Raw genomic sequence first — 18,141 nt, 5'->3', positions numbered from 1 at the left:
CCTCTTAAACCCTCAACCCCGTGCGCGGCGTAGCGCGCAGCAAACTCCACAAGACGACCGCCGCGAGCAGATCGAGCGCCGCCAACGCCGCGAACAGCGGGTCATATCCCCACGCATCCGCGCTCTGCCCGATCAGCAGCGTGAACAGCATCCCGCCGACCCAGGCCGACGTCCCCGCCATCCCGGTGGCGGTGCCGACCGTCCGGCTGTCGAACATGTCGGAACACAGCGTCACCAGCGCGCCGCTCAGCATCTGGTGCGCGAAGCCGCCGATGCAGAACAGGATGATCGCGACGCCGGGCGAGTGCGCAAGACCGATGCACGCCGGTCCGATCATGCACAGCGCGCCGATCGTCATCGTGATCTTGCGCGACGCGACCAGCGGCACGCCGCGCTTCATCAGCCAGCTCGGCAACACGCCCGCGGCCAGGCTGCCGAAATCGGCGGCGAGGAACGGCATCCACGCCCACAAGGCGATACTCTTCAGATCGAGCTTCCACACCGACACGAGATAGAGCGGGATGAAGAAGTTGAACGTCTGCCACGCCGGTTCGGCCAGGAATTTCGGGACCGCGATCCCCCAGAAGCTGCGGCTGCGCAACAGGTCGCCACGCGTCGCGGGCTTGGCGGTGACGTCCTCGCCGCGGGTCTCGATGATCGCGGCGCGCTCGTCCTCGCTCAGCGCGGGATGGTCGGCGGGGCTGCGATAACCCCAATACCACAGGAACGCCCAGACGAGGCTCAGCCCGCCGGTGACGATGAACGCCGCCTGCCAGTTCCAGGCGAGGATACAGAAGGCGACGAGCGGCGGCGCGATCATGTTGCCGACGCTGGTGCCCATCTGGAACACGCTGGTCGCCAGCGACCGCTCACGCGGGGGGAACCATTCGGACACCGTCTTGGCGCCCGCGGGGATCGCCGCCGCCTCGCTCGCGCCGAGCAGCGCGCGGAACAGCGCGAGGCTCGGCCAGCCGGTCGCCAGCGCATGCGCCATGTTGGCGAGCGCCCAGCCGACCGCGAACAGAAAGAAGCCGAGCCGCGTGCCGAGCAGGTCGAGCACGCTGCCGGCGACGGTCTGCATCACCGTGTAGCTGGCCTGGAACGCCAGCACGACCCAGCTGTAATCCTCGGTCGACATGCCGAATTCGGTCTTCAGCTGCGGTGCGGCCACCGACAGCGTCGAGCGCGCGAGATAGTTGAGGATCGTCCCCAGCGTCACCAGCGCGATCAGCCGCCAGCGCAGCGGCACGCTGCGCCAGCCGCGCCGCGGGGTGCCCGGCGCGCTCATCGCGTGATCTCGATACCGGACACGATCGCATCGCCCTTGATCGGCACGAATTTCAAGTCGAGCATCCCGTCGGTGACCGGCACGACGATCCGCCGCGTGACGCGCGTGAGCGGCGCGCCCGCGACCGCGGCGATGTCCAGCGCGGCGATCGCGCGCTTGCCGTTGGCGACGACGTCGAACTGTCGTGCACCGGCTGCGAGCGCGGGTTCGACGAAGCTCAGCTCGACCGTGTAGCGCCCGTTGGCGAGCGGCACGCGGTAGCCAAACCGGCCTTCGCGGTAGGTTTCGGCGACCGCGCCTTCGGACGTCCCCGCGACGATTTTCTTCTCGGGGCGCGGACCATAGCCCGAATAGGCGTTGATATCGCCGAAACTGCCGCCGTCGAAGAACGCGTCCGAGCCATAACGCTTGCCCGCGATCTCCGGTGCGACCAGCGCGCCGCTGTCGATCCGGATCGACCGCGCGGCATCCGGCGCCACCCGCCATTCGATCGCGTCGTCGACCGCACCGGTCGGGAAGACGCCGCGCGCGACGACGCGGTTCGCGCCCGCCGCCAGCGCGACGTTCGACCAGGCGCAGACCATCTGCGGACAGGCGCTCAGCGTGCCGACGACGCGGTGGTTGACCAGCAAGTCGGTACGCGGCGCGTTGCTGTACACGCGGACGTCGGCGACCGGATAGGCGCGGTCGACATAGCGCCGCCCGGCGACGTGCACCGTCGGCGTCGCGGTCCAGTTCGCCTTGTAGAAATAAAAGGCGTCCTTGCGGATCTTCCGGTCGTAGGTGACCAGCCCCTTGGTGTTGATGTCGATCGCATCGCCCTCGCGCCGGACGGTCGTCGCGAAGTCGAACGAATTCCACAGCCATGTCCCCCAGAGATAGGGTTTGGCGGACAGCGTCGCCCAGGCGGTTTCGTGGATGTAGCTCTCATATTCCTCGGGCTGGTTGCGCCCGCGCTGGTCGACCTTGCCGCCGAGCGGATTGTCGGTGTGGATCGTCGTCGCGCCGCCCGCGCCATATTCGGTCACCGACACGGGCTGGTTCGGGCGCAGCGCGCGGAGCGAGTCGAGATGCTTGCCGAGATCGCCGGGCTGTCCGTAATACCAGCCGAAATAGCGGTTGGCCCCGCCGAGATCGGCGGCCTCCGCGGTGATCGGAACGTCCGCGGAGCCGAGCAGCCGGCCTTCGCAACAGGTCGCCAGCGCGGTCGCGCGGGACGGATCCTCGCTCTTCGCCAGCGCGTTCAGTTCGCGCAGCAGCGGCAGCGGATCGGGCGCCGGCGTATCCTTGCTGGTGGTGATGAACGCCGGCAGCGACTTGCCGAAATCGACCTCGTTCGCGATGCCCCAGTTGAACACCGACGCATGGTTGCCATTCTGCCGGATCAGCTCGCGCAGCTGCTGGCGCGCATCGTCGCGCAGCCCGGCAGTCGCGACCGCATCGTCCCCCCAGGTCCAGCGCGACACGAGCGGGATCTCGTCCCACAGCACCATGCCGTAGCGGTCGGCGAGGTCGTGGATCGCCTGGCCGTGCTGGTAATGGGTGAGCCGGATGCTGTTCACGCCCATTTCGCGCATGATCGCGAAATCCTGCTCGATATCCGCAGGCGCGGTCGCCCAGCCCTTGCCCTCGCGATCCTGGTGATAGCCGACGCCGTGGAGCCGCAGCGGCTTGCCGTTGAGCAGGAAGCCGCGGGCCGGATCGGCGCGCATCTCGCGGATTCCGAATGCCTGCTCGACCCGGTCGAGCACCGCGCCGGACGGCGTCGCGATCTCGACCACCAGCCGGTGCAGATACGGATCGGCGACCCCGTTCCACAGATGCGGCGTCGCGATCGACAGCGACTGGACGCTTTCGGACGCGGTGTCGGCACGCAGGGGGATGCGGCGGGTTCCGGTCGCGACCGTCTTGCCGCCCGCGTCGATCAGCCTGACCACCGCGTTGACCGCCTGGGTCTTGGTCCCGTCATTCCGGATCCGCACGCGGACGTCGACATTCGCCATCGCCGCGTCGATCGACTTGGTCGTCGCGAAGATCCCGCTGCCACCGGCATCGAGCATGTCGACATGGACTGCGTTCGTGACGATCAGGCTGACCGGTCGATACAGCCCGCCATGCACGAAGAAATCGCCCGCGAGCGGCAGGATGTCGGCGGTCGAGGATCCCTGCGCCGGTTGCGTATTGTCGACCTTGACCAGCAGCGTGTTCGCCTGCCCGGCGCGGAGCGCGCGCGTGGCATCCAGCCGGAAGCGTGAAAACCCGCCCTTGTGCCCGCCGATCCGCTGGCCGTTGAGCCAGACCTCGGCAGTGCGGCTCGCCGCGTCGAACTGGAGCCAAGCGCGCTGACCTGCGTCCATGGCGGGCGGGGTGAAGGTCATGCGGTACCAGCCGACGCCCTGATATTTGTCGATCGATTCGACACGATTCAAATGGGTCTGGGGATCGGGCATGTAATAGCCGACGCGGTTCCAGGTGTGCGGTACGCTGACCCGCTCCCAGGATCCGGCTGCCTGCGCGGCCTGCGCCGGATCGACGTCGCCGCCGCGCTGGAACTCCCAGCCCTGCGCCAGGGGGACGACCGATCGCTCGCTCTGTGCGGCAGCGGGCGCGGCCATGACGGCGATGACGGCCGCCGCGACATATCTGGTCTGCATAACCCTCTCCCTGATCTTTTTTTGGCAGCTTAATTCCTGCCAATTGGCCTGACCAGTTAATTTTTGAGTTTGGCTTGGATTTTGGACGGTTTTTGTCACGTGGTGCCACGTCTCTGACGCCCCCGGCCCTCTGAGTGTAAGGACAATAAGGCTGTCGCGGCTTGGCATGTGATCGGGTTTGCGGCCGTCCGGTAAGGCAGGTCGGGCGCCCAACATCAGCCCGCGCGCGGACCTCTTTTTTGATTCAAATCAAGAACAGAGATCAACGTTAAGAGAAAGGTAACGGAATCGGGGTATATTTTAGTTGTATTCGAAGGACTAAGCCACCGCGGCCGTTCGTTTTATACAACGATCGACCTTCTTCTCATCAAGACCTTCGCCACCGACATTGCCGCATTCAGCGGCTCTTCCGACGCCTTGCTACTACGACTCCCGCTGCTGCGGATGGGAGGTTCGTAGCGTCCATCCGCGGTGACTTTCGAGGTATATCCAATGACGTCGATCCTTCGGGCAGCCGCGTGTGCGGCGGTGAGTATGGCTGCGCTCGTGGCAGACGGCGGGGCCGCGCAGGCACAGGTGCCGGTGGGTGCCGGTGGCCAGCTGCAGCAGATCCCGCCCGTGCCGCTGACCGATACGCCCGATCCCGAGCTCGGCCTGACGCGCAAGACGCCGGTCGCGATCCCGGCCGCGGGCGGACCCTCGGCCCGCGTGGATGCGATCCGCGTCACCGGCGCGACGTTGTTCCCCGAAGCGACGCTGGTCGCCGCAACGGGGTTCGCGCCTGGCGCGACGCTCGATCTCGCGGGCCTGAAGACGCTCGCGGCGCGGATCACCGACTATTATACCAGCCGAGGCTATTTCGTCGCGCAGGCCTATCTGCCCGCACAGGACGTGCAGAGCGGGACGGTGACGATCGCGGTCGTCGAGGGCCGCTTCGGCGCGGTCGGGCTGCGCAACGAATCCCGCCTCGCTGACAGCGTCGCGAACGGCATGCTTGACGGGCTCGAGGTCGGTGACCCGGTCGCGGTCGCGCCGATCGAACGCCGGCTGCTGATGCTGTCCGACCTGCCCGGCGTGCGCGTGCGCTCGACGCTGAGCCCCGGCACCGCAATCGGCACGTCGGACCTGCTGGTCGACATCACCCCGGGCCGCAGCATCACGGGCAGCGTCGAGGCCGACAATGCGGGCAATCGCTATACCGGCGCCTACCGCGTCGGCGGGTCGGTCAACTGGAACAACCCGACCGGCTCGGGCGACGTGCTCGGCTTTCGCGCGCTGACGTCCTTCTCGGGGCTTGCTTATGGCCGCGCCTCTTATCAGGCGCCGATCGGCAAGGTGACGCTCGGCGTCGCCTATGCGCATCTCGACTATGAACTCGGCAAGGAATTCGAAAGCCTCGACGGCAGCGGCAATGCCGAGATCGCCAGCGTCTATGCCAGCTATCCGCTGATCCGGTCGCGCGACAGCAACCTGTACGTGACGGTGGCGGGCGATGCGAAATGGTTCGACGACCGGTTCGGGATCGTCGACACGGTCACCTATCGCCGTGCGCAGGTCGTCACGGGCGGCCTCAGCGGCGACTCGCACGACACGCTGCTCGGCGGCGGCTGGAACGCCTATTCGCTGAGCGTCTCGGTCGGCACGCTCGATATTCGCGGCGCCTATGATCGGTCGGTCGACGCGCTGACCGCGCGCACCGACGGTCGCTACGGCAAGATACAGTTCAGCCTGGCGCGGGTGCAGACGATCAGCGGGCCGGTCTCGGTGTTCGGCTCGGTCCGCGGGCAGGTCGCGTTCAACAATCTCGACATCTCCGAGAAGATGGAGCTGGGCGGCGCCTATGCGGTGCGCGCCTATCCCGAGGGCGAGGCCTATGGCGACCAGGGCTATGTCGCGACCGCGGAAGCGCGGCTCGCGCTGCCGCGGGTCATCCCGGGCGCGCTGCAGCTGTTCGCGTTCGTCGATGTCGGCGAGGTCGATTATGTGAAGCGGCGTTATTTCGACGGATCGAACCATGCGGTGCGCAGCGCCTATGGCGCGGGCGCGACCTGGACCGCGCCGTACGACATCGTGCTGCGCGCGACCTATGCGCGCAAGCTGGGCAGCGCCGACGCGACCGCCGCCCCCGACCGGTCCGGCCGCGCCTGGTTCCAGATCGCCAAGAGCTTCTGAAGCCCGCGCGCGCCCCAGCGACCAGCACCGACATTTCGCGGCCATCCGCCGCCACCCGAGGATACCGCCCATGACCCCGATCCCCGCATCGATCCGCCATCGCCCCGCCGCCTCCACCGCCGCCGCTCCCTCCACCGCACCGACGCGTCAGCGCCGCGGCGGGCTGTTCGGCACGACCGGACTCGCGCGGTTCGCGTGGCTGATCGGCATCAGCCTTGCCGGTACGGTCGCCGCGCGCCCCGCCACGGCGCAGACGCTGCCGACCGGGGGCGAGGTGGCCGCGGGCCAGGCGAGCATCGCGACGCGCGGGCCGGCGATGACGGTCACCCAGACCAGCGATCGCGCGGTGCTGAATTGGCAGTCCTTCTCGATCGGCAAGGGCGCGAGCGTGACCTTCGACCAGCCGGGCACAAGCTCGGTCGCGCTCAACCGCGTGGTCGGATCGGACCCGTCGTCGATCCTCGGCAACCTGTCGTCCAACGGCAAGGTCTTCCTGGTCAACGGCAACGGCATCGTGTTCGGCAAGACCGCCAGCGTGAACGTCGGCGGTCTGGTCGCATCGACGCTGAACATCAGCGACGCGGATTTCATGGCCGGCCAAACGCGCTTTGCCGGGACCAGCACCGCGGGCGTCCAGAATGACGGCACGATCACCGCCAAGGGCGGCTATGTCGCGCTGCTCGGCGCGCAGGTCGGCAACAGCGGCGTGATCCGCGCCAATTTCGGCACGGTCGTGCTGGCGGCGGGCGAGGCGATCACGCTCGACGTCGCGGGCGACGGGCTGCTCAACGTCGCGGTCGACAAGGGCGCGGTAGGCGCGCTGGTCCGCAACGGCGGGCTAATCCGCGCGGATGGCGGCAAGGTCGTGATGACCGCGCAGGGTGCGGGCGACCTGCTCCACACCGCGGTCAACAACACCGGCATCATCGAGGCGCGGACGCTACAGAACCGCAGCGGCACGATCCTGCTGCTCGGCGACATGCAGACCGGCACCACCAATCTCAGCGGCACACTCGACGCGAGCGCACCGGTCGGCGGCAATGGCGGCTTCATCGAGACGTCGGCGGCGACCGTCAACATCGCCGATGGGGCCAAGGTCTCGACGCTGGCCCGATCGGGCATGACCGGCACCTGGCTGATCGATCCGCAGGATTATGTGATCGGTGCAGGCGGCAACATCTCGGGCTCGACGCTGTCGGCGCAGCTCGTGACGACCAGCATCACGATCAGCACGCTGCCCGCGGCGGGCGACACGACGACGGGCAATGGCGACATCTTCGTCAACGACGCGGTCGCCTGGACCGCATCGGGCGTGCCGACGACGCTGACCTTGAACGCGTTTCGCGACGTCGTGATCAACGCGCCGATCAGCGCGACCAACGGCAACATCGTCGCCTGCTGCGGCCGCGACGTGAACGTCAACGCCGACCTGACGACGGTCAATGGCAGCATCCTGCTCAACGCCGGGCGCAACGTGAACGTCTATCATGCGATCACGACGACCGACGGCAACATCGCGCTGTGCGCGGGGCATGACGTGATGATCGACGCCGCGGTCACGCTGACGCGCGGCACGACGATCCCGGCGCAGAGCCTGGGCCTGCCGGTCGGCCTGACGCTGATCGCAGGCGCGGACGGCACCGGGCCGGGCGTCAACGGCGGCACGATCGTGTTCTCCGCGCTGTCGCCGCCAACGACGGTGACCGCAGCGCCGGTGTCGATCACCTACAACCCGGTTTCGTATACCACGCCGACCGACTTCTCGAGCGAGTTCGTGCTGACCGAGGGTGCGGCGATCGCGCAGCGGATGCTGGTCTTCCCGTCCGCGCAGAAGGTCGCGGACGGCACCAATGCGGCGGTGCTGAGCGGCTTCAACGCGTCGGACACGTCGGGGCTGCCGAGCGGCGTCGCCTTGGTCGCGGGGACGGACGCCACGGCGACGTTCGACAGCGCGGACGCCGGGGCGGGCATCGGTGTCAGCTATAGCGGCTATACGCTGACCGGCGCGAATGCGGACCAATATGCGCTGGCGGGATCGTGCTGCACCGCGGGCTTCCGGACTACGGGGACGATCACGGCTGCTCCGGCTCCGGCTCCAGCGCCAGCACCGGCTCCGGCTCCGGCTCCAGCGCCAGCGCCAGCCCCGTCGCCAGCACCCGCACCCGCACCCGCGCCCGCGCCGGCGCCAGCACCCTCGCCTTCGCCAACGCCGATACTGACGCCGACGCCGACGCCGACGCCGACACCGACGCCTGTGATCGTCACCGTCCTGCCGACCGCGACGCGGCCGTTCCTCGAGGTGCCACCGGTCCAGGTCCGACGGCCGAACGTGCCGGTCGGGACGGTGGTTGATGGCGGCGTGAGCGTGCCGCCGGAAGGTCCAGGACCGTTCCCGACGCCGCCGGTACCCGTGACGCCGCCGACCCAGTCGTCGCTGGGGGAACTGACGCAGCCCGTGCCGCGCACCCCCGTCGTCCCGGTCTATCCGCGCAAGCAGGCGCGCCACTGATATGGCAGGCTTCGGGTCGCGAACAGCGCGGCACGGCGTGCTGGTCGCGGTCGCCCTGGCGGCTGGGGTCGCGTCCGTCGCCGGCGCGCAGCCAGTCGCGGCCGGCACATCGGCGACCGCGCGGTTCGGGACTGCCGCCGCTTCCCGCGATGCCCGCGACACGGTCGACTGGGTCATGCAGTCGCGCGACAACCAGGCGTTGCCGTTCGTCGTGATCGACAAGGTGAACGCGGTGGTCTTCGCGTTCGATGGCGCGGGGGTGCTGCGCGGTACGGCACCCGCGCTGCTCGGGCTCGCCCGCGGCGACGACAGCGTGCCGGGGATCGGCCAGCGCAAGCTCGCGACGATCACGCCCGCCGAGCGGACCACGCCCGCCGGACGGTTCCAGGCGTCGATCGGCGCCGATTTCGAGCAGGACATCCTGTGGATCGACTATGCCGCTGCGCTGTCGCTCCACCGCGTCATCGCCGGCCGCCGGGTCGACGACCGCGCCGGACGATTGGCCTCGGCGACGCCGGGCGACAACCGGATCTCCTATGGCTGCGTCAACGTTCCCGCGCGCTTCTACGACGGGGTGATCAAGCCGTTGTTCACGGGCACCGTCGGGATCGTCTATATCCTGCCCGAGACCCGGCCGCTGCGCAGCGTCTTTGCGGTGACCGCCTCAGCGCCGGACGCCGTGCCTCACTGACCCCAGGGGCGCTCGCGATACCATTTGGTCAGCACGTACTTGACCCCCTGCTCGACCGGCATGCCCTGATGCACCGACCCCGGGTTCGGCGCGCCATAGTCGTCCATGTTGTTCCAGATCACCAGATTGCCCGCCTTGGGCGCGATGATCACGTCCGCTGTCGGGAAATTGGTCCGGCCTCCCGCCACGGGCTCGTTGAGGAAGGTCATCGCCGACCAGGTCCGCTGGCCGCCGACCGCGACCTGATCCTGCCAGTAAAGCTGGCCGGTATCGAAGAAGTCGTGGTGCGGCTTGAACTCCTGCCCGACCGCATAACGCTGGCCCTGCAGCGCTTCGCCGAAGCGCGGTTCCAGTCCGGTCAGCGCGTCCAGCCGGGTCTCGACCGCCGTCACCGCGTCGGGCCCGGCGTAGAGGTAACAGGTCTCGCTGGTCCGGTAGGCGGGACGCGGATCGTCGGCGACGACCGGCGACGGCACGCGATCGGCATCGATCAGCGCGATCAGCGTCGCGCACACGTCGAGCGGCAGGAAATCGCGGACGATGTACAACTCGATCCCGGGTGCCGGGATCCGGACCGCGCCGGGATAGCACAGGATCTGCTCGCGGACCTGTGCCGCGGACTCCGCGCGCGCGAGCGCTTCGACCGGGCCGTCGCGTCGGTCGGTGGAGGATAAGGGCGATGCGGCGGACGGAACGGCGACCATGGGCACTCCAGACTGTCGGGCGCGTCGGTGGCGGACCGGCGGTCCGGCCCCGTGGCCAGACCATCACATAGATCAAGCCGTACAGGCGCAAAAGCCGTTTCACCGCCGAATTCGGCCGCAATGCTCGATACTTGTCTGTGCGGAGGGCGAAATCCGGGTGCGACTTAATCGCGTGACGATCGTTGAGCCGCCATTCCCAAAGGAGACGAATGATGAGCAACGACACCGACGTGTCCGTCCTGAACGGCCTGATCAAGACGACCCTCGACAGCATGAAGGGCTATGAGGACGCGGCCAAGGACGCTGAGAGCACGCAGTATGCGACGATGTTCGCCGACTTCGCACGCGATCGTGCCCAGGTCGCGACGAACCTGCAGGCGCAGGTCCGCGCGCTCGGCAGCGAGCCCGAGATGGATTCGAGCATGCTCGCCGCAGCGCATCGCACCTTCATGGACCTGAAGCAGGCGCTGACCGGCAAGGACGACAAGGCGATCATCCTCGAGGTCGAGCGTGGCGAGGACCACATCAAGGCCAAGTATGAGGACGCGATGAAGGACGGCCAGCTGTCGCCCGCATCGCTCGACGCGGTCACCAAGGGCTATGCCTCGGTCCGCGAAGGCCATGACAAGATGAGCGCGCTCAAGCACAGCCTCACCTGATCCGACGGGGCGACCGGTTTCGGCCGGTCGCCCTTTTTTCTGCGCTATCCTGCCGCCTTGCGCAGGATCCGCGACAGGTCCTCGACCGAATAGGGTTTGTGCAGCAGCTCGAACCCGTCGGTACCATCCTGCGCCAGCACGTTGCTGTAGCCCGACGTCAGCACCACCGGCAGCCCGGGATGCGATGCCCGGATCGCCTTGGCCAGGTCGATGCCGTTCATGCCCGGCATCACGACATCCGAAAACACGATGTCGAAGCGCGTCGCGTCCTCGCCCAGCACCGCCAGCGCCTCCTGCGCATCCGCCGCCCAGACCGTCACATAACCGAGTTCGGCAAGCGACTGGGTCGTGAACGTGCCGACGTCCTTGTTGTCCTCGACCACCAGCACACAGGTGCCATGGCCGTCCGCCAGCCCCTCCGGGACCGCCCCGGGCAGGTTCGCGGTGCGCTCCTCCGCGCGCGGCAGATAAAGCGTGAAGACCGTGCCGCAGCCGACTTCGCTCTCGACGATGATGTCGCCATCGGACTGTTTGGCAAAGCCAAACACCTGGCTGAGCCCAAGGCCGGTGCCCTGCCCGACCCCCTTGGTCGTGAAGAACGGCTCGAAGATCCGCTCGAGCTTTTCGGGCGGGATGCCCGACCCGGTGTCGCGCATCGAGATCGCGACGAACTGACCCTCGACCGCCGGATGCGAGCGCACCGCCGGGATCATCGTGGCGGTCCGCAGCGCGATGTCGATCCGCCCGGCGCCGTCCATCGCATCGCGCGCATTGACCGCCATGTTGACCAGGGCGGTGTCGAGCTGGCTCGGGTCGACATTGGTGAAGCAGGGCGTGTCGGGCACGTCGATCGCGATCGTAATCCGCGATCCGGTCAGCGTGCCGAGCATGTCGGCGATGCTGCCGAGACTCTGGCCGACATCGATCACCTCGGGCTGGAGCGCCTGCCGCCGTGCGAAGGCGAGCAGCTGCCCGGTCAGCTTAGCGGCGCGATCGGCGGTGTCCGAGATCGCGTCGATGTAACGCTCGCGCCGTTCGGGCGGGAGGTCGGGGCGCTTGAGCAGGTCGGTCGCGGACCGGATCACGGTGAGCAGGTTGTTGAAGTCGTGCGCGACACCGCCGGTCAGCTGCCCCACCGCCTCCATCTTCTGCGACTGGCGCAGCGCATCCTCGGCGGTCTGCAACTCGCTCGTCCGCGCGATCACTTGCTGCTCGAGCGATGCGGCGAGCGCGGCGAGCGCCTGTTCGGTGCGACGGCGCTCGGTAGCGATGCGGGTCCGATCCGCGACCTCGCGCGCGAACGCGACCTCGTCCGCGCGCCAGTGCCGCGCCCAGCCGCTGGCGAGATACAGCATCGCCACGATCCGGCCATTTTCGGTGATCGGCATGTTGATGATCGCGCGGGCCTGCACCGCCTCGAGCGCGGCGCTCGTCGCATAGGTCCGCGGGTCGGCACGCGCATCGGTCACGCAGACCTCCTCGCCGCGCTTGAGGTCGTCGATATAGGTGCCGAAGTCGCGCAGCCTGAACGTGCCCGAAAGCTGGTCGACCCCCGGCGCGGTCCAGTCGCTGTGCACCGTCACGGTCTCGGCGTCCGGATCGATCTCGCCATAGCCGGTCCGGCTGAGGTCGATCGTCCGGCCGATGATCTGGACGGCCTGGTAGGAGATGTCGTCGGGGCAGTCGGTGTCGCGGAACATGTCGCCCAGCTCGACCAGCGCCGCGCGCATCATCTCGCCGCGGCGCTGGTCGGTGATGTCGGTCGACACGCCGGCGATGCGCAGCGCCTCGCCCGTGGCCGAATAAAAGGGCTGCCCGCGCGATCCGATCCACCGCAATTCCCCGTCTTGGCGGTAGATGCGGTAGACGACCTCGTAATCGGTCCCCTCCTCGACGCAGCGCCGGACCTCGGCGACGCTCAGCGCGCGATCGTCGGGATGGATCGCGGCCAGCCGGTCGTCATAGGAAAACGGCGCGTCCGTCGGACGACCGAAAATCTCCTTGCAGGTATCCGATGCGGTCAGCCGCTTCGTCGCGATCTCGAGGCTCCAGGTCCCGAACCGCGCGGCCTTGAGCGTGAAGGCGAGCTCGCGCTCATGCTCCTGTTGCTGCCGCAACCGGTCGGTCAGTTCCGCCATCAGCGAGGCGTTGCTGCTCTCGAGCCCCTTAAGCCGCTCACGCTCGAGCGTAACGTCGACCTGGCTGGCGAAGAAATAGGCGAGCACGCCGTGCGTGTCGAAGACCGGCGCCATCAGCAGCCGGTTCCAGAACGTCTCACCGTCCCTGCGGTGGTTCTGGATCTCGATCTCGATCGATTCGACCCGGCGGACCGCGTCGCGGATCCGGTCGATCGTCGCGGGATCGGTTTCCGGCCCTTGGAGGAACCGGCAGTTGCGCCCGAGTATGTCCTCGCGCGGATAACCGGTGAGCCGGCAGAACGCGTCGTTGGTGAACACGATCGGATTGTCGGGCAGGCGCGGATCGGTGATGATCATCGGCATCCGCGTCGCCCGCACCGCGGCGACGAACGGGTCGGTGCCTAGGTCCTGCCCGATCAGCTCGGCGGCGATTCGCTCGGCGTCGGCCGTCAACGGACGAGCGCCGGGGTCGGCGCGGTCGGGTGTATCGTTCAAGACCGTCTACTCGCCCTTTGCACTAAGTCGCTGATATCTAGGCTACGCGCAAAGACACCGCAATGTTGGGCTGGCGTGACGAATAATCGAGATCAATATGCGACGAGGGGCGGCCGCGTGATGCGGCCGCCCCTCCCCTCATCAGCGCACCGAACCGCGGCGCACCATGTTGACGATCGCGAGCAGGATCACCGCGCCGACCAGCGAGATCAGGATCGACTGGATGTTGAGCGCGCCGTCCATGATCGAGGCGCCACCGATGAGCGGCGTGATCAGAAAGCCTGCGAGCAACGCGCCGACGATGCCGACGACGATGTTGAGGAAAACGCCCTGCTGTGCGTCGGTCCGCATGATCATGCTGGCGACCCAGCCGATGAGTCCGCCGACGACGAGAAGGATGATGAGGTTCATGATGAGGCTCCTGTTGATACTGGTACAGGCTGCTCAACGGACCGGGTGCGGCTAACGTTCAGTTCCGCGGCGCATAGTGCTTTGCGACATTGGTATAAGGGCACTAGTCCGGTTGGTAGGTCGGGTCTGACCGTGACGGAACCGGTCGTGCGCTCCAGCGCTGAGGAGGCATGACCAGTACCCCCGGCAAGCCGCTGCACGCCCCCACCCTGCACCATCTCGAACAGCTCATGGCCGGATTGCTCGAAGGGGTGATCCTGATCGACCCGACCGGCGTGATCCTGAGCGCCAACCCCGCCGCGCTCAAGATGCACGGCGTCCGCGGCGTCGGCGAGCTGGGTGCGACCGCGGACGATTATGCCGCGCGGTTCGCCCTGCGCTACCGCGACGGGCGCAAGGTGCCGCGGCGCGAATATCCGCTGCTCCGGCTGCTCGCGGGCGAGAGCTTCCCCGACCTGATCGTCGAAGTCACGCCGCGCGATGCGGACGAACCATGCTGGGTCCATCAGGTCCGTGACATCGTCATGGACGAGGATGGCGGCGAGCCCGACTGCCTCGCGCTGGTGATCAGCGACGTGTCCGAGCGGTTCGACGCGGAGGACCGGTTCGAGGCGATGTTCCATGCCAATCCCGCCCCCGCGCTGATCATCCGGATCGCCGACCAGCGTTTCGTCCTGGTCAATCAGGGGTTTCTCGACCTGTCAGGCTATGACCGCGACGCGATCATCGGCAAGACGCTGTTCGATTTCGACTTTCTCGCCGATGTCGAGCGCAAGGCGTTCGTCAAGGCGTGCGTCGCGCGCGGCGAGGTCGTGCCACAGCTCGAGGCGGAGCTGCCGCTCGCGGGCGGCGACACCACGCTGGTCATCCTGGCGGGGCAGCCGATCGAGGTCGGCAACCGCGACTGCCTGTTGTTCACCTTCGCCGACCTCGAGCCGCGACGGCGCGCGGAACATGCGCTGAAGGCGAGCGAGCGGCATCTCGCCGCGGTGTTCGAGATGGCGCCGGTGGCGATGGTCGTGACCCAGACCGACGACAATCGCATCCTGCAGGTGAACGCGGCGTTCAAGACGCTGACCGGCTATGACGATCGTGCGGTGATCGGCCGGGTCGCCGACGACCTGCAATTGTGGAATGATGCGGGCCAGCGCGAACAGCTGGAAACCGAAATCCGCGCGCAGGGCGGGTTCCGCGGACACGACGTCCGCCTGCTCCACAAGAATGGCGAGGCGCTCGACTGTCTCGCCTCTGCCGAAAACATGCGGATCGACGGCGATGCCTGCGTGCTCTGGCTCTATCAGGATATTACCGCGCGGCGGCGCGGCGAGCTCGAGCTGGTCGAGGCGATCGAGGCGGTGATGAAGGACGCCAACTGGCTCGGCCGCTCAATCATGGACAAGCTGGCGACGCTGCGGAACCCGCGCCCCGGCGCCGCCTCGGACGCGCCGCTGCTCGATCTCAGCAAGCGCGAGCGCGAGGTGCTCGAGCTGATCTGCCAGGATCTCGACGATGCCGCGATCGCCGAGCGGCTCGAACTGTCACGCAACACCGTGCGCAACCATGTCGCGCGGCTTTATGCCAAGATCGGCGTCAACCGGCGCAGCGCCGCGGTGGTCTGGGCGCATGAACGCGGGGTCGGCGCCTAAGACGGCGTGCGCCGCCCCGAAGGGCGGCGCACGCCGGTGGTCAGGCGGACTGCGGAATGATGCTGATCATCGCGTCCTCGCTCGGCTCCTTGGCGGGCTTGAGCTTGAGCGCCTGATCCGCGGTCACGTGCCGCGTGCGCGTCGCGGGCTCGAGCGTCACGGTCTCGCCCGTTTCGAGCGACCGCTCGACCGCTGCCAGCACGCGCATGTCGAACAGGCCCTCCTGCCCATCGGCTTCGGGATGACGGTCGTTCAGGATGCAGTCGGAGAAATACTGCGTCTCGTTGCCGAACTGCTCGACCGGATCGAAGGCGTGCGTCTTCTCCTTGCCGTCCGCGGTGCGCTCGACATAGGTAATGCTCGTCGTCGGCCCGAACATGAAGGCGGGCGCGGCGTGGATGCTCGCCTTGGTGCCGACCAGCTCGAACCCCTCGGACGAGGCGGTCGCATAGCTGACGGTGAACTGCGCGATACGATCGTCGGCGAACTTCAGCGTCACCGCGACGGTGTCGTGGAAGTTGAAGCCGCGACCCGGCGTCTTCGTCCCGACCGCATGCACGGCGATCGGCTCCTGCCCGAACAGGTTGCGCACCGCGTTCAGCGGATAGGTGCCCATGTCGGGCACCGGCCCGCCCCAATAGCCGTTATGCCCGCGCGAATTCTCCTCGCGGACATTCTGCATGAAGGTCGACGAAAAGGCGCGCAGGTCGCCGAATTCGCCCGCCCGCGCGCGCGTGATCATCTCGACCGTGCCGGGCTCGTGATGCAGCCGGTAGGCGATCATCAGCTTGGCGCCGCCCTTCTTCTCGGCGGCGATGATCTGCTCGGCCTCCGCGACGCTCGACGCCATCGGCTTTTCGAGCAGGACATGGATGCCCGCCTCGAGCGCGGGGACGGCATATTGCATGTGCAGGAAATTGGGCGTCGCGATATAGACCGCGTCGATCTCGCCCGAGGCCAGCAGCTCGCCATATTGCGCGTAGGAATAGGCCTTGAGCTTGTAGAGCTTGGCCAGCTTGTCCGCCTTGACCGGGTCGCCGGTGACCAGTGCGGTCATTTCCGAATTATTGGTCCGCGCGATCCCCGGCATGAACGCCTGCTGCGAAATCTGCCCGCCGCCGACGACGGCGTAGCGCACCTTCTTGGTAAGTCCGAACATGACAGTCTCCGTGGTTCAGGAAGGATGGAATGAGGCTGGCAACTCCGCGCGACGGGGTTTTGTTGCACTGCACCCTGCGCGACGAAGTTGGCGAGCGAGGTCGTTACGGACGCGCGCGGATTATCTGCCGACGGTCTTGGGCGAACCGCCAGCGCGCGCGTTATCCTGTCGGCCATTTGCGGTCAGAGGACTGATAGTGCTGAAGTTTCTAGTGGCCGAAAGCGAAACACCCGAACAGCGCGACGCCCGCCGCGAGCATGCGGGAAAGAGCTCGGGCGAAACCTATGCGGCGACGCTCGAACAACTCAGGCCCGATGCGCAGATCACGATCGTCGCCCCCGCGGATGACGACGCGCGCGTGCTCGCGGCGGCCGAGATCGGCGATTTCGACGCGGTGTTCGTCACCGGCTCGCCGCTCCACGTCTATGACGACTCGCCCGAGGTGCAGCGCCAGCTCGACTTCATGCGCGCGGTGTTCGCCTCGGGCACGCCGTCCTTCGGCTCGTGCGCGGGACTGCAGCTCGCGGTTGCCGCGGCGGGGGGCACGGTCCGCAAGATGCCACGGACGATGGAGGCCGGGATCGCGCGCCGGATCACGCGCACGCAGGCGGGACGCGATCACCCGCTGCTCGCCGGCCGCACCGACAGCTGGGATGCGCCCGCGATCCACGGCGACGAGGTCGAGCGGCTGCCGGACGACGCGACATTGCTCGCGAGCAACGCGGTCACCGCGATCCAGGCGGCCGAGATCCGGCATGACGGCGGGATTTTCTGGGGCGTGCAATATCACCCCGAACTGGCCCCGCGCGAGATCGCGATCGCGCCCCGCCGCCAGGCCGGCAGCCTGATCGAGGCGGGGCTCGCCGAGCGCGAGGCCGATGTCGAACAGCGCGCAGCGCAGCTCGACGCGCTCCATGACGAACCCGACCGCAGGTCGCTGCTCTGGCTGCTCGGCGTCGGCGACGATTTCGCGCAGGAGGCGGGTCGGCGGCTCGAACTCACCAATTTCCTGACGCATCTGGTCGAGCGGGGCGACTGACCCCTGCCCTTGCATTCTCACGCCGCGCCCACATCTGCCGTAGCGTAAGCAGCGCGATCTCCGGGGGGATCGCGCGCCGAACGGGGAATGGGGCGGATGTACGATCAACTGGCCGAGAGCGTCATGCTCGAGAGCGACAATGGCGACGTGCGGGCGATCCTGGAAAAGGTCGCGGCGCTGACCGGCATGGGGTTCGTCGCGGTCGCGCGAGTCACCGACACGCGCTGGATCGCCTGCCAGGTGCTCGACCAGATCGATTTCGGCATGTCGCCCGGCGACGAGCTGCGGATCTCGACGACGATCTGCGACGACATCCGCCAATCGGGCAAGGCCGTCGTCATCGACGACGTGTCGACCAACGACCGCTGGCTGACGCACCCCGCGCCGTCGCTCTATGGCTTCAAAAGCTATGTCTCCTTCCCGATCACGCTCGCCGACGGGTCGTTCTACGGGACGCTGTGCGCGATCGATCCGCGCCCGCGCCAGCTGAGCGGGCGCGAGACCGCCGCGGCGCTAGCGGGGTTCGCGGCGGAGGTCGGCGCGGTGCTGTCGCGGAGCGTGCCCGCGGGCTGAGCC

Annotated in this window: 13 protein-coding genes; 7 read left to right on the top strand and 6 right to left on the bottom strand. The window is 67.8% G+C overall.

Annotation, left to right across the window (positions count from 1 at the left end; all coding sequences use genetic code 11):
- Window positions 1-4: 4 nt before the first annotated feature.
- On the bottom strand, window positions 5-1,288 hold the full coding sequence (locus IFT54_RS07335; RefSeq protein WP_192070080.1) for an MFS transporter: 1,284 nt from the start codon (window positions 1,286-1,288) through the stop codon (window positions 5-7).
- Window positions 1,285-3,942, bottom strand: a complete 2,658-nt coding sequence (locus IFT54_RS07330) for a glycoside hydrolase family 2 TIM barrel-domain containing protein (protein WP_192070079.1) — start codon at window positions 3,940-3,942, stop codon at window positions 1,285-1,287. The genes IFT54_RS07335 and IFT54_RS07330 overlap by 4 nt, the downstream gene beginning before the upstream one ends.
- Before the next feature lie 534 nt (window positions 3,943-4,476).
- Here IFT54_RS07330 and IFT54_RS07325 point away from each other — a divergent pair.
- From IFT54_RS07325 to IFT54_RS07315, 3 genes are all read left to right on the top strand, one after another.
- A complete protein-coding gene (locus IFT54_RS07325; protein WP_244648646.1) occupies window positions 4,477-6,114 on the top strand; it encodes a ShlB/FhaC/HecB family hemolysin secretion/activation protein in 1,638 nt (545 codons plus the stop codon).
- Between the two features lie 70 nt (window positions 6,115-6,184).
- Window positions 6,185-8,623, top strand: coding sequence for a two-partner secretion domain-containing protein (locus IFT54_RS07320; protein WP_197984585.1), 2,439 nt, complete (start codon window positions 6,185-6,187; stop codon window positions 8,621-8,623).
- Window position 8,624: 1 nt separating this feature from the next.
- Entirely contained in the window at window positions 8,625-9,314 is a 690-nt protein-coding gene (locus IFT54_RS07315) for a L,D-transpeptidase (protein ID WP_192070077.1), read from the top strand.
- On the opposite strand, the gene IFT54_RS07310 is transcribed toward IFT54_RS07315, so the two are convergent.
- Window positions 9,308-10,018 carry a prolyl hydroxylase family protein gene (locus tag IFT54_RS07310; RefSeq protein WP_192070076.1) on the bottom strand — a complete coding sequence of 237 codons (711 nt, stop codon included), beginning with the start codon at window positions 10,016-10,018 and terminating at the stop codon, window positions 9,308-9,310. The genes IFT54_RS07315 and IFT54_RS07310 overlap by 7 nt on opposite strands.
- A gap of 209 nt (window positions 10,019-10,227) precedes the next feature.
- Between IFT54_RS07310 and IFT54_RS07305 the strand changes: the two genes are divergently transcribed.
- Window positions 10,228-10,677 (top strand): PA2169 family four-helix-bundle protein, encoded by a 450-nt coding sequence (locus IFT54_RS07305; protein ID WP_031393551.1) that lies wholly within the window; start codon window positions 10,228-10,230, stop codon window positions 10,675-10,677.
- Window positions 10,678-10,721: 44 nt separating this feature from the next.
- On the opposite strand, the gene IFT54_RS07300 is transcribed toward IFT54_RS07305, so the two are convergent.
- The gene (locus IFT54_RS07300) at window positions 10,722-13,310 is read right to left on the bottom strand and encodes a PAS domain-containing protein (RefSeq protein WP_244648644.1); all 2,589 of its coding nucleotides are present in this window, start codon (window positions 13,308-13,310) and stop codon (window positions 10,722-10,724) included.
- 141 nt (window positions 13,311-13,451) lie between these two features.
- Entirely contained in the window at window positions 13,452-13,721 is a 270-nt protein-coding gene (locus IFT54_RS07295; protein WP_031393553.1) for a GlsB/YeaQ/YmgE family stress response membrane protein, read from the bottom strand.
- Window positions 13,722-13,891: 170 nt separating this feature from the next.
- On the opposite strand from IFT54_RS07295, the gene IFT54_RS07290 reads away from it, so the two are divergent.
- Entirely contained in the window at window positions 13,892-15,367 is a 1,476-nt protein-coding gene (locus IFT54_RS07290; protein WP_192070075.1) for a helix-turn-helix transcriptional regulator, read from the top strand.
- Between the two features lie 40 nt (window positions 15,368-15,407).
- On the opposite strand, the gene IFT54_RS07285 is transcribed toward IFT54_RS07290, so the two are convergent.
- The gene (locus IFT54_RS07285; protein WP_056680609.1) at window positions 15,408-16,526 is read right to left on the bottom strand and encodes a Gfo/Idh/MocA family protein; all 1,119 of its coding nucleotides are present in this window, start codon (window positions 16,524-16,526) and stop codon (window positions 15,408-15,410) included.
- A gap of 196 nt (window positions 16,527-16,722) precedes the next feature.
- Between IFT54_RS07285 and IFT54_RS07280 the strand changes: the two genes are divergently transcribed.
- The gene (locus IFT54_RS07280; RefSeq protein WP_192070074.1) at window positions 16,723-17,565 is read left to right on the top strand and encodes a glutamine amidotransferase-related protein; all 843 of its coding nucleotides are present in this window, start codon (window positions 16,723-16,725) and stop codon (window positions 17,563-17,565) included.
- Window positions 17,566-17,661: 96 nt separating this feature from the next.
- Complete coding sequence (locus IFT54_RS07275; RefSeq protein ID WP_056680602.1) at window positions 17,662-18,138, top strand: GAF domain-containing protein; 477 nt, start codon at window positions 17,662-17,664, stop codon at window positions 18,136-18,138.
- The last annotated feature ends 3 nt before the right edge of the window (window positions 18,139-18,141 follow it).

The sequence above is a fragment of the Sphingomonas sp. CFBP 13714 genome (assembly GCF_014842205.1).
In the GTDB taxonomy this organism is placed as follows: domain Bacteria; phylum Pseudomonadota; class Alphaproteobacteria; order Sphingomonadales; family Sphingomonadaceae; genus Sphingomonas; species Sphingomonas aerolata.
The sequence above is the reverse complement of the archived record's forward strand: the minus strand, read 5'-3'. Positions and strand labels throughout refer to the sequence as shown.